The sequence below is a fragment of the Microbacterium sp. NPDC058342 genome, from assembly GCF_042723935.1.
Taxonomy (GTDB): Bacteria; Actinomycetota; Actinomycetes; order Actinomycetales; family Microbacteriaceae; genus Microbacterium.
This window is the reverse complement of record NZ_JBHXID010000001.1, coordinates 1,977,778-1,989,922: the sequence shown is the minus strand read 5'-3', so window position 1 is coordinate 1,989,922 and position 12,145 is coordinate 1,977,778. Positions and strand designations below refer to the sequence as shown.

General features: G+C 69.4%; 13 protein-coding genes. 11 read left to right on the top strand and 2 right to left on the bottom strand.

What is annotated here, in order from left to right; all coding sequences use genetic code 11:
- The first annotated feature begins 120 nt into the window (after nt 1–120).
- The 8 genes from rpsA (at nt 121) to ACFWHT_RS09280 (ending at nt 8,283) form a co-directional block, all read left to right on the top strand.
- Nucleotides 121–1,578, top strand: a complete 1,458-nt coding sequence (rpsA, locus tag ACFWHT_RS09315; protein ID WP_378827604.1) for a 30S ribosomal protein S1 — start codon at nt 121–123, stop codon at nt 1,576–1,578.
- Between the two features lie 131 nt (nt 1,579–1,709).
- Complete coding sequence (locus ACFWHT_RS09310; RefSeq protein WP_378827601.1) at nt 1,710–2,564, top strand: ABC transporter ATP-binding protein; 855 nt, start codon at nt 1,710–1,712, stop codon at nt 2,562–2,564.
- Nucleotides 2,561–3,589 (top strand): aliphatic sulfonate ABC transporter substrate-binding protein, encoded by a 1,029-nt coding sequence (locus ACFWHT_RS09305; RefSeq protein WP_378827599.1) that lies wholly within the window; start codon nt 2,561–2,563, stop codon nt 3,587–3,589. Before ACFWHT_RS09310 ends, ACFWHT_RS09305 begins: the two co-directional genes overlap by 4 nt.
- On the top strand, nt 3,589–4,437 hold the full coding sequence (locus ACFWHT_RS09300) for an ABC transporter permease (RefSeq protein WP_378827598.1): 849 nt from the start codon (nt 3,589–3,591) through the stop codon (nt 4,435–4,437). The genes ACFWHT_RS09305 and ACFWHT_RS09300 overlap by 1 nt, the downstream gene beginning before the upstream one ends.
- A gap of 111 nt (nt 4,438–4,548) precedes the next feature.
- Nucleotides 4,549–5,853 (top strand): O-acetylhomoserine aminocarboxypropyltransferase/cysteine synthase family protein, encoded by a 1,305-nt coding sequence (locus ACFWHT_RS09295; RefSeq protein WP_378827596.1) that lies wholly within the window; start codon nt 4,549–4,551, stop codon nt 5,851–5,853.
- Complete coding sequence (locus ACFWHT_RS09290) at nt 5,850–6,425, top strand: CoA-binding protein (protein WP_378827594.1); 576 nt, start codon at nt 5,850–5,852, stop codon at nt 6,423–6,425. The genes ACFWHT_RS09295 and ACFWHT_RS09290 overlap by 4 nt, the downstream gene beginning before the upstream one ends.
- 41 nt (nt 6,426–6,466) lie before the next feature.
- Nucleotides 6,467–7,066, top strand: a complete 600-nt coding sequence (coaE, locus tag ACFWHT_RS09285; protein WP_378827591.1) for a dephospho-CoA kinase — start codon at nt 6,467–6,469, stop codon at nt 7,064–7,066.
- Complete coding sequence (locus ACFWHT_RS09280) at nt 7,063–8,283, top strand: MFS transporter (protein ID WP_378827589.1); 1,221 nt, start codon at nt 7,063–7,065, stop codon at nt 8,281–8,283. Before coaE ends, ACFWHT_RS09280 begins: the two co-directional genes overlap by 4 nt.
- A 2-nt stretch (nt 8,284–8,285) precedes the next feature.
- Here ACFWHT_RS09280 and ACFWHT_RS09275 read toward each other — a convergent pair whose 3' ends face one another.
- Nucleotides 8,286–8,876, bottom strand: coding sequence for a DUF4126 domain-containing protein (locus ACFWHT_RS09275; RefSeq protein WP_378827587.1), 591 nt, complete (start codon nt 8,874–8,876; stop codon nt 8,286–8,288).
- 94 nt (nt 8,877–8,970) lie between these two features.
- On the opposite strand from ACFWHT_RS09275, the gene uvrB reads away from it, so the two are divergent.
- Nucleotides 8,971–11,040 (top strand): excinuclease ABC subunit UvrB, encoded by a 2,070-nt coding sequence (gene uvrB / locus ACFWHT_RS09270; protein ID WP_378827585.1) that lies wholly within the window; start codon nt 8,971–8,973, stop codon nt 11,038–11,040.
- Nucleotides 11,041–11,060: 20 nt separating this feature from the next.
- Nucleotides 11,061–11,387, top strand: coding sequence for a TfoX/Sxy family protein (locus tag ACFWHT_RS09265; RefSeq protein ID WP_378827583.1), 327 nt, complete (start codon nt 11,061–11,063; stop codon nt 11,385–11,387).
- A gap of 12 nt (nt 11,388–11,399) precedes the next feature.
- On the opposite strand, the gene ACFWHT_RS09260 is transcribed toward ACFWHT_RS09265, so the two are convergent.
- A complete protein-coding gene (locus tag ACFWHT_RS09260; protein ID WP_378827582.1) occupies nt 11,400–11,642 on the bottom strand; it encodes a hypothetical protein in 243 nt (80 codons plus the stop codon).
- Nucleotides 11,643–11,684: 42 nt separating this feature from the next.
- On the opposite strand from ACFWHT_RS09260, the gene ACFWHT_RS09255 reads away from it, so the two are divergent.
- Entirely contained in the window at nt 11,685–12,128 is a 444-nt protein-coding gene (locus ACFWHT_RS09255) for a MarR family winged helix-turn-helix transcriptional regulator (RefSeq protein ID WP_378827580.1), read from the top strand.
- The last annotated feature ends 17 nt before the right edge of the window (nt 12,129–12,145 follow it).

The following is a 12,145-nucleotide window of genomic DNA, read 5'->3' as shown; positions in this document are numbered from 1 at the left end:
ACTCGTGGCGAGCATCCGCATGCCTTCGTGACGACGCAATCCACATCCAACCGCCTCGGCAGCATCCTGGCATGCCAGCGCCCGAGGCCCGAGTTCCCATTCACAAGGACAACCCACTACATGACTAGCGCAACGACCGCCCCGGCCACCAAGCAGGTCGCGATCAACGACATCGGCTCTGCTGAGGACTTCCTGGCCGCGGTCGAGAAGACCCTGAAGTTCTTCAACGACGGCGACATCATCGAGGGCACGATCGTCAAGATCGACCGCGATGAGGTTCTGCTCGACGTGGGCTACAAGACCGAGGGCGTCATCCCCTCCCGCGAGCTCTCCATCAAGCACGACGTCGACCCCAACGAGGTCGTCGCCGTCGGCGACCAGGTCGAGGCCCTGGTCCTCCAGAAGGAGGACAAGGAAGGCCGTCTGATCCTCTCCAAGAAGCGCGCGCAGTACGAGCGCGCCTGGGGCGACGTCGAGAAGATCAAGGAGAACGACGGCGTCGTCACCGGCACCGTCATCGAGGTCGTCAAGGGCGGCCTCATCGTCGACATCGGACTGCGCGGCTTCCTTCCCGCCTCGCTCATCGAGCTGCGTCGCGTCCGCGACCTCACCCCGTACCTCGGCCAGGAGCTCGAAGCGAAGATCCTGGAGCTCGACAAGAACCGCAACAACGTCGTCCTGAGCCGCCGTGCGCTGCTCGAGCAGACGCAGTCGGAGTCGCGCACCACGTTCCTGAACAACCTGCACAAGGGTCAGGTCCGCAAGGGCGTCGTCTCCTCGATCGTCAACTTCGGTGCGTTCGTCGACCTGGGCGGTGTGGACGGCCTCGTGCACGTCTCCGAGCTGTCCTGGAAGCACATCGAGCACGCCTCCGAGGTCGTCGAGGTCGGCCAGGAGGTCACCGTCGAGATCCTCGAGGTGGACCTGGACCGCGAGCGCGTCTCCCTGTCGCTGAAGGCGACGCAGGAGGACCCGTGGCAGGTCTTCGCCCGCACCCACGCGATCGGTCAGATCGCACCGGGCAAGGTCACCAAGCTCGTCCCGTTCGGTGCGTTCGTCCGCGTGGCGGACGGCATCGAGGGTCTCGTGCACATCTCGGAGCTCTCCAGCAAGCACGTCGAGCTGGCCGAGCAGGTCGTCTCGGTGGGCGAAGAGGTCTTCGTCAAGGTCATCGACATCGACCTCGAGCGTCGCCGCATCTCGCTGTCGCTGAAGCAGGCCAACGAGTCGGTCGACCCGCACGGCACCGAGTTCGACCCGGCCCTGTACGGCATGCTCGCCGAGTACGACGAGAACGGCGAGTACAAGTACCCGGAGGGCTTCGACGCCGAGACCGGTGCCTGGAAGGAAGGCTTCGACACTCAGCGCGAGGCCTGGGAGCAGGAGTACGCCGCAGCGCAGGCTCGCTGGGAGGCTCACAAGGCTCAGGTCCTCAAGGCCGCCGAGGCCGAGGCCGCCGCGGGCGACGACTTCGGTGGAGCGCAGTCGTTCTCGACCGACGCCGCCGGCGCCGGCACCCTCGCCGACGACGAGGCTCTCGCCGCTCTGCGCGAGAAGCTCTCGGGTGGCAACGCGTAAGCACTGCGACACCGCACGAGCGGGCCGTCACCCTCACGGGTGGCGGCCCGCTTCGTGTCCGTGCGGTGCGTGTGACGGCGGATTACGGACCGACTCGTGACGGGCCCGCCCGCTCCGCGACCATGGACGCTATGAGTTCTCTCCTCCTTGCGTCGCCCGTCGACACCGCTGCGCCGAGCGGCGCCGCGACCGCTGTGCGCCTGCAGGACGTGGAGCGCCATTTCGTGGTCGACGGCGCCCGGCGTCCCGTGTTGCGCGGGCTCGACGTGCAGCTCCGCGTGGGCGAGATCGCCGCGGTCATCGGACCTTCCGGATGCGGGAAGTCGACGCTGCTGCGCCTCATCGCCGGCCTCGACGCTCCGACCGGCGGACTCATCTCCATCGACGGCTCCGACGTCACAGACACGGACGAGCGCACAGCCGTCGCCTTCCAGGAGCCGCGTCTGCTGCCATGGCGCACGCTCGCGCAGAACGTCGAACTCGGGCTGCCGCACTCCCTGCGCGGACGAGCGGCCCGCGCGGAGCGCGTCAGAGAGCTGCTGCGCCTCGTCGGACTCGAGCACGCGGCCGGTCAGCGTCCCCGGGAGGTCTCCGGCGGCATGGCGCAGCGCGCCTCCCTCGCCCGGGCGCTCGCGCGCAACCCCGATGTGCTGCTGCTCGACGAGCCCTTCGGCGCGCTGGACGCCCTCACCCGGCTGCGCATGCAGGACCTGCTCCTGGACATCCACGCCGCCGAGCCGACCACGATCCTCCTCGTGACGCACGACGTCGAAGAGGCCCTCTACCTCGCGGACCGCGTGCTGCTGCTGCGCTCGCTGACCGCCGACCCCGACCAGGAAGCCGTGTCGATCGCCCGCACGATCGACGTCCCCGGCATCCGCCCGCGCGACCGCGCCGACCGCGGTATCGCCGACCTGCGCGCCGAGCTCCTCGAGGGGCTCGGCGTCCACACCCACCACAGCACCCGACCCTCGGAGAACCGATGAGCATCCTCACCCGCCGTATCGTCCCTGCGACCGCGATCGCCGGTGCGGTGATGCTGATGGCCGCCGGCTGCGTGGCCGGCGAGAACGCCGCTGCCGCACCCGCCGACGCTTCCGGGGAGTGGTCTGCGAGCATCGTCACCGTCGACTGGGCGACCTACAATCCGCTCAGCCTCGTGATCAGGGAACAGGGCATCCTCGAAGACATCGTCGGCGAGGACGTGACGGTCGAGTGGGTTCAGTCGGCCGGATCGAACAAGGCCAACGAGCTGCTGCGCTCCGGCTCGGTGGACGTCGGCTCGACGGCCGGCTCCGCGGCGCTTCTGGCGCGCGCCAATGGCTCGCCGATCAAGGTCATCGACATCTACTCGCAGCCGGAGTGGTCGGCGATCGTCGTCGGCCCCGACAGCGACGTCCGCTCCGTCGAGGACCTCGCCGGGACCTCGATCGCCGCCACCAAGGGGACTGACCCCTACTTCTTCCTCCTGCAGGCGCTGGAGACCGCCGGCCTCGGCGTCGACGACGTCGAGGTGCAGAATCTCCAGCACGCCGACGGACGCGCAGCCCTGGACGGCGGATCCGTGGATGCGTGGGCGGGTCTCGACCCGATCATGGCCGCAGCCGAGGTCGAGTCGGGCGACGAGCTCATCTACCGGAACGTCGACTTCAACACCTATGGCTTCCTCAACGCCACGGAGGACTTCATTGAGAACCACGCCGATCTCGCGCAGGCCGTCGTGGACGCGTACGAGCAGGCCCGCGAGTGGGCCCTGGCGAACCCCGCAGAGACCGCGCAGCTGCTCGCGGATGCCGCGGGCATCGACATCGAGGTGGCCACCGCGGTCATCGAGGAGCGCTCCAACCTCGACGTGAGCGGCGTCCCGGGAGACGACCAGCTGAAGGTGCTCGAGAAGATCGCGCCCGTGATCGTCGACTCCGGCGACGTGCAAGGGGGTCAGGAGGCCGTCGACACCGCGCTCTCGGAGATCATCCACCCCGACTTCGCCGAGAAGGCCGTGCAGGACTGATGCCGGACATCGCCGAAGGCGCTGCTCTCGAGGGCGCACGCCGAAACCTCGAGCTCCCGGCCGCATCGGCCGCAGGAGCGCCGAGCGCGGCGCGTCGACGGCCCGGACTGCGCCTGGCCGGCGGGCTGCTGCTGCCCGTGATCATCCTGCTCGTCTGGCACGTGGTGACGACCACGGGACTCGTGCCGTCCTACCGGCTGCCGACTCCGGCATCCGTCGTCACCGCGGGTGTCGAACTCGCCGAGCGCGGACAGCTGTGGACGCACATCGCCATCTCGGTGCAGCGGGTGCTCCTCGGCTTCGCGATCGGGTCCGTGGCCGGCCTGGCCGTCGCCGCGGTCGTCGGCCTCTCGCGGATGGGCGATGTCCTGCTGAGTCCCACCCTGGCCGCGCTTCGCGCCGTCCCGTCGCTCGCCTGGGTGCCGCTGCTGATCCTGTGGATGCAGATCGGCGAGGAGTCGAAGGTCACGCTCATCGCGATCGGCGCCTTCTTCCCCGTCTACACCACGGTCGCCGACGCGCTGCGTCACGTCGACCCGCACCTCGTCGAGGCCGGACGCTCGTTCAGCCTGCGCGGCTGGTCGCTGTTCCGCACGGTGCAGCTTCCGGCGGTGGTGCCCTCTGTGATGTCCGGGCTGCGTCTCGCGCTCGCGCAGTCGTGGCTCTTCCTCGTCGCGGCCGAGCTCATCGCGTCGTCGATGGGCCTCGGCTTCCTGCTCGACGACTCGCAGAACAACGGTCGCGTCGACCGGATCCTGCTCGCGATCGTGCTGCTCGCCCTGCTGGGGACGGTCACGAACACGATCCTCGGTCTCGTCGAGAGACGACTGCTGAAGCGGTGGAGCTGACCGGTCGGCTCGAGCCCGATGACGTCGCCGCCCCGCCGCGGCACTCGCAACACGTCGATTCGCACAGCACCCGATTCGCACAGCACCTGATCGCACAGCAGGAGAGAGATCATGACGGAAGAACATCGCTTCGGATTCCGCACCCGAGCCCTGCACGCCGGTGGAACGCCGGATGCCGCCACCGGCGCGCGCGCCGTGCCGATCTACCAGACCACATCGTTCGTCTTCGACGATGCGAAGGACGCGGGCAACCTGTTCGCCCTGCAGAAGTACGGCAACATCTACTCGCGCATCGGCAACCCCACCGTCGCAGCGCTCGAGGAGCGACTCGCGTCGCTGGAGGGCGGGATCGGCGCCGTGGCGACCGCATCCGGCATGAGCGCGGAGTTCATCACCTTCGCAGCCCTCCTCGGTGCGGGCGACCACGTCGTGGCATCCGCCCAGCTCTACGGCGGGACCGTCACCCAGCTCGACGTGACCCTCCGCCGTTTCGGCGTCGCCACGACCTTCGTCCCGTCGAGCGATCCCGCGGACTTCGCCGCCGCGATCCGTCCCGAGACCAAGGTCGTCTACGTCGAGATGATCGGCAACCCCTCGGGCGAGATCGCCGACGTCGAAGGTCTCGCCGCGGTGGCGCACGACGCCGGCGTGCCGCTGGTCGTCGACGCGACGCTCGCGACGCCGTACCTGGCGCGCCCGCTCGAACACGGCGCCGACATCGTCATCCACTCGGTGACGAAGTTCCTCGGCGGTCACGGCACGACTCTGGGCGGCATCGTGATCGAGAAGGGCTCGTTCGACTGGGGCAACGGGAGGTTCCCGCAGATGACCGAGCCGGTCGCGTCCTATGGCGGCATCCGGTGGTGGGACAACTTCGGCGAGTACGGCTTCCTCACCAAGCTCCGCACCGAGCAGCTGCGCGACATCGGACCGGCGCTCAGCCCGCAGTCGGCCTTCAACCTGCTGCAGGGCATCGAGACCCTGCCGCAGCGCATGGATGCACACCTCGCGAACGCGCGTGCCGTCGCCGAGTGGCTGGAGTCGGATCCGCGCATCTCCTACGTCACCTGGGCCGGCCTCGCATCGCACCCGCACCGCGAGCGTGCCGCGAAGTACCTGCCGCTCGGTCCCGGATCGGTGTTCGCATTCGGCGTCGCCGCCGACGATGCGCGCACGGCGGGGGAGACGCTCATCGAGAACCTGCAGCTCGCCTCGCACCTGGCGAACATCGGCGACGCGCGCACCCTCGTCATCCACCCCGCATCCACCACTCACCGGCAGCTGAGCCAGGACCAGCTCGTCGACGCAGGAGTGCCGGACGACCTGATCCGCATCTCGGTCGGCCTGGAGGATGCTGAGGACATCATCTGGGACCTCGACCAGGCTCTCACCGCAGCGACAGGAGCCACCCGATGAGCACGCACGCCGGTGATCTTACTTCGCCCTCGCCCGAGGCCGCCGCGGCGTGCGTGCTGCCGGGTGCTGCACCCGACGTGCATCCCGAGCGCACCTGGTCGGGCCCCGGCCAGCAGGAGCGGTACGGGCTGCTCCGCCGTTCGCGCTCCGTCGCGATCGTCGGCGCCTCCAGCAACCCGGCCCGCGCGTCCTACTTCGTGGGGACCTATCTGCAGTCGAGCTCGCCCTACGACCTGTACTTCGTCAATCCGATGGCGGACGAGATCCTCGGCCGGCCCGCGTACGCCTCGCTCGCCGACCTTCCCGTGGCCCCCGACATCGTGGACGTGTTCCGCAGGCACGACGACCTCCCCGGTGTGGCGCAGGAGGCCGTGGACGTCGGAGCCGCGGCGCTCTGGCTCCAGCTCGGGTCGTGGAACGAGCAGGCCGCAGCGATCGCCGAGGAAGCCGGGCTGTCGGTCGTCATGGACCGCTGCATCAAGATCGAACATGCGCGCTTCCACGGCGGACTGCATCTGGCCGGCTTCGACACCGGCGTGATCAGCTCCCGCCGTCAGCAGCTCTCGCGCTGATCGACCTCACGGGGCGGGCGGACGCGTGCCAGGATGGACCCATGCCCCTCATCGCTCTGACCGGCGGCATCGCCTCCGGGAAGTCCACGATCGCGCGCAGACTCCAGGAGCACGGTGCGATCATCGTCGACGCGGATCGGATCGTGCGCGATGTCCAGGCACCGGGATCTCGCGTGCTCGCCGAGATCGCCGCGGCGTTCGGTGACGATGTGATCGATGAGCAGGGTGCCCTGGACCGTCCGCGGCTCGGCGCGCTGGTCTTCGGCGACGAGGCGAGGCTCGCGGCGTTGAACGCGATCGTGCATCCGGCGGTGCGCGAGGAATCCGCGCGGCGGTTCGCCGCGGCGTTCGCTGATGACGCGGATGCGGTCGTCGTGTACGACGTGCCGCTGCTGGTCGAGGCGCGCGCCGACGACCCCTGGGATCTCATCGTGGTCGCCGATGCGCCCGCCGAGGTTCGTGCGGCGCGCCTGGTCGAGCTGAGGGGGATGAGCCGTGAGGAGGCGGCGGCACGGCTCGCCTCGCAGGTGTCGGATGCCGAGCGGCGGGCGATCGCGGATGTCGTGATCGACACCTCCGCGTCGCTCGAGCGCACCAGAGCGCAGACGGACGCGCTGTGGCAGCGCGTCCGCGGCCGGTGAGCTTCACAGGACACGCGCCGGGCAGCGCGGAGTACCGGCGGCTCATCGCCGGTCTCTTCTTCGCCGGGGTGGCGACCTTCGCGCAGCTGTACTCGCCGCAGGCCGTGCTGCCGCAGATAGCGGCCGGTCTGCAGGTCGAGCCGGCGACGGCCGCGCTCACGGTCTCCGCAGCGACTCTGGGGATCGCCGCGGCCGTCATCCCCTGGTCGCTCGCGGCGGATCGCATCGGGCGCGTTCCGGTGATGACGATCGGCGTCTTCGCCGCGACGGCGCTGGGCGTCGCGGCGCCCCTGAGCGAGGGCATCGCGGCGATGCTCGTCGTGCGTCTTCTCGAGGGCGCGGCGCTCGGGGCGGTGCCCGCGGTCGCGCTCGCGTATCTCAGCGAGGAGGTGGATGCCCGGTTCACCGCGACCGCCGCCGGCAGCTACATCGCCGGAACGACCGTGGGCGGACTGTCGGGCCGCATCGTCTCCGGCCTCGTCGGCGAGGCGACGGACTGGCGCTGGGGCGTCTGGGCCGTGGCCGCGATGTGCGCCGCATCGGCCGCACTGTTCGTCTCGCTGATCCCGCGAGCGCGAGGATTCACCACGATGCGTGTCGGGGGTGATCAGGCGTCGCGGATCGCCGAGCGGCTGCGGGAGCCGCTCCGATCCGCGCGCCTGTGGGCGCTGTACGCGCAGGGGTTCCTGCTGATGGGCGCCTTCGTCGCCGCGTACAACTACCTGGGCTTCCACCTGGCGGCCGAGCCGTTCTCCCTGCCGGGCTGGCTCGTCACGCTGCTGTTCCTGGCGTATCTGGCGGGCACGGTCTCCTCGCCCTGGGCGGGCATCCTGGCCTCCCGCATCGGGAGGTTTCCCGTGCTGCTCGCCTCCATCGGGACGATGATGCTCGGCGCCGTGCTGATGATCGCTCCGGGCCCGGTGGTCGTCCTGGCCGGACTGCTGCTGTTCACGGCGGGCTTCTTCGGGGCGCACGCCATCGCATCCGGTTGGACCCCGGTCGCCGCGGGATCGCTCGGACGCGCACAGGCGTCATCGCTGTACTACCTGGCGTACTACGCCGGATCCAGTCTGTTCGGCTGGGCGCTCGGTCTCGTCTTCGGCGACGCCGGCTGGCCGGCGTTCGTCGTCATGATCCTCGTGATGTGCGTGCTGGCGGCTGGCGCGGCTGTGCTGGCGCTGCGTCCGCGTGGTCCGCACGCGGGGACGGAGGACTGAGCTCAGCCGGCGGAGCGCCGGCGGGATCGACGCCGGCGCAGCAGGACCGCGCCCCCGACCACCAGGCCCACCAGGAGCAGGAGCGCGAGGACCGGGACGACGATCGCTGCCACCGCCAGCAGGAGGGAGGCGCCGTCCTCGGCGGTGCTCAGCAGCGGGGCGGCGAGCCCTCCCGTCATCGTGTTCGCGGCCACGCGGCCGAGCGCTTTGACGATGTGCACCCCGAGCGCGATGGCGATGCCGCTCACGATGGGAACCCAGGTGTTCTCGCTGAAGAAGGCGGACGGGTCATCGACGGCCACCGTCTGCGCTCCCGCGCCCGCTCCGAACACGATTCCGCCGGATGCCGGGCGCAGCACGCTCTGCACGATGTCGTTGAGGGAGTCGAGGGCGGGGACCTTGTCGGCGATGATCTCGAGCACGAGCAGCGCGCCGAAGATCCACAGCGACGGGTCGCTGGAGAGCCATGCCCAGCCGGAGGGAAGCTCCACGGCGGGGACGAAGCGGTCGGCGAGGCCCAGCAGGAAGAGCGGCATCCAGGCGTTGAGACCGGCGGATGCCGCGAGGCTGGACCCGATGAGGAACTCGATCACGGCTCCACCTTAGGGGCGATCGCGCGCAGGGACCCGCCGGCCCGGTCGTGCGCGGTCGGCGCCGATGTCGGTGGCCCCTCGTAGGCTGGAGAGCATGCAACCCACGCGCAGCGTCCGCCCCTTCGAGGTCGTCAGCGAATACATGCCGGCGGGCGATCAGCCCCAGGCGATCGCCGAGCTGGCCGCGCGCATCAACGCGGGCGAGACCGACGTCGTCCTGCTGGGAGCCACGGGCACCGGCAAGTCGGCGACGACGGCCTGGCTCGTCGAGCAGGTGCAGCGTCCCACGCTGGTGCTCGCGCACAACAAGACGCTGGCCGCGCAGCTGGCGAACGAGTTCCGAGAGCTCATGCCGCACAACGCGGTCGAGTACTTCGTCTCGTACTACGACTACTACCAGCCCGAGGCCTACGTGCCGCAGACCGACACCTTCATCGAGAAGGACTCCTCGATCAACGCCGAAGTCGAGCGGCTGAGGCATTCCACGACGAACTCGCTGCTCAGCCGGCGAGACGTGGTCGTGGTCTCGACGGTGTCGTGCATCTACGGACTCGGCGCGCCCGAGGAGTACCTGCGCGCGATGGTCGCCCTGCAGGTGGGGGAGCGGTACGACCGAGACGCGCTGATCCGTCAGTTCATCGCCATGCAGTACAACCGCAACGATGTCGACTTCTCCCGGGGCAACTTCCGGGTGCGCGGCGACACCATCGAGATCATCCCCGTGTACGAGGAGCACGCGATCCGCATCGAGCTCTTCGGAGACGAGATCGAGGCGCTGTACTCCCTGCATCCGCTCACCGGGGAGGTCATCGAGAAGCTCGACGCGGTGCCGATCTTCCCCGCTTCGCACTACGTGGCGGGCACGGATGTCATCCAGCGCTCGATCAAGACCATCGAGGCGGAGCTCGAGGAGCGGCTCGCGGAGTTCGAGCGGCAGGGCAAGCTGCTCGAAGCGCAGCGGCTGCGCATGCGCACGACCTTCGACATCGAGATGCTGCAGCAGCTCGGGTTCTGCTCGGGCATCGAGAACTACTCGCGGCACATGGACGGGCGCCAGGCCGGAGAGCCTCCGCACACGCTGCTCGACTTCTTTCCCGACGACTTCCTGCTGGTGATCGACGAGTCCCACGTCACCGTCCCGCAGATCGGGGCGATGTACGAGGGCGATGCGTCGCGCAAGCGCACGCTCGTCGAACACGGCTTCCGACTGCCGAGTGCGATGGACAACAGGCCGTTGCGGTGGGACGAGTTCAAGAACCGGATCGGGCAGACCGTGTACCTCTCCGCGACGCCGGGGAAGTACGAGATGGGCATCGCGGACGGTGTCGTGGAGCAGATCATCCGCCCCACCGGCCTCATCGACCCCGAGATCATCGTCAAGCCCTCGAAGGGGCAGATCGACGACCTGCTCGAGGAGATCCGGCTGCGGGTGGAGCGCGACGAGCGCGTGCTCGTGACGACGCTGACGAAGAAGATGGCCGAGGAGCTCACCGACTTCCTCGGCGAGCACGGCGTGCGGGTGCGCTACCTGCACTCCGACGTGGACACGCTCCGCCGCGTCGAGCTGCTCACCGAGCTGCGTGCGGGCGTCTACGACGTGCTGGTGGGCATCAACCTGCTGCGCGAGGGCCTGGACCTCCCCGAGGTGTCGCTCGTGGCCATCCTCGACGCCGACAAGGAGGGCTTCCTGCGATCGGGCACGTCTCTCATCCAGACGATCGGTCGCGCGGCGCGGAACGTGTCGGGCGAGGTGCACATGTACGCCGACAACATGACCGATTCGATGACCAAAGCCATCGAGGAGACCGAGCGCAGACGCGAGAAGCAGATCGCCTACAACACGGCCAACGGGATCGATCCTCAGCCGTTGCGCAAGCGGATCGCCGACATCACCGAGGTCCTGGCGCGCGAGGCCGCGGACACCGCCGACATGCGGACCAGCAGGAACAAGTCCGGCAAGGGCAAGTCCCCGACGCCGAACCTGCGTCGCACCGGCATCGCCGCCGAGGGTGCGAACCAGCTGGAGGAGACGATCGCCGATCTCTCCGACCAGATGCTCGCAGCCGCGGCGGAGCTGAAGTTCGAGCTGGCTGCGCGCCTGCGTGACGAGGTGCAGGATCTGAAGAAGGAGCTGCGCGCCATGGAGCGCGCAGGTCACGCCTGAGACCCGCACGGAGGATCATCGTGGACACCGCCGGAATCGAACTCGCCGATCGGCTGCGCGCGCTGCTGAGCTCGCAGCCCACCCTCGAGGAGAAGCGGATGTTCGGTTCGCGGGTCTTCATGGTCGGCGGGCGCATCCTCGTGGGGGCGAGGGGAGACGGCACGCTCCTCGTGAGGCTGAGCGACGAGCACGGTGCTGCGCTGCAGGGGCGTCCGGGCGCTCGCATCGCCGTGATGGGGGCGCGCACGATGGGGCCGAGCTGGCTGGACGTCGACGGAGCCGTGCTCGACGACGATGCCCTGGCGTTCTGGATCGACGCCGCGCTCGAGGACAACCTCGCTTCCTGATCGAGCGGCGGCCTACGGGCAGTGCATGAGCGGTTTCGGCCCGGCGCGGTCGATCGTGTGCAGGTTCATGGGCTCTCCGCAGAGCGGGCACGCACGCTGGGCGCGCTCCTCGGCGCTCGGAGGGAGCGTGCTCTCGTACGGGCCCACGGACGCGGGTCCGGCGAGACGGATGAGTCGCGAGTTGAACCAGGCGTAGAGTCCGCCGGCTTCGCGGATGCGGGTGCGCAGCGGGACGCGTTCCGAACGGTTCGACATGTTCCTTAGTGTACTAACTATTCGCACGGTTATACTCCGATCATGGCGACGGACGACGATCTCCTGCTGCTCGAGAACCAGCTCTGTTTCGCGATGGTCACCGCCGCGCGGAACGTCGTGTCGGTCTATCGACCGATCCTGGCGCCGCTCGGGCTCACGCATCCGCAGTACCTCGTGATGCTGGCGCTGTGGGAGCGGACGCCGCGCGCGCTGAACGACCTGGCGCACGAGCTCGCCCTCGAGCCCGCCAGTGCGTCACCTCTCGTGAAGCGGCTCGAGAGCGACGGGCTCGTCGAGCGCACGCGCAGCGTCCAGGATGAACGCCGCCTCGAGATCGGGCTCACCGAGAAGGGGCGCGCCCTGCGGGCGCGGGCGGTCGACGTGCCCCGCGCTGTGATGGCGAGCGTCGGCCTCGACATCGGAGACGTCACCGCGCTGCGCGAGGCGCTGAAGCCGTTCGCGGGGAGTGCATCCGTGAGGGGCTGAGCGCCGCTCGGCCGTTT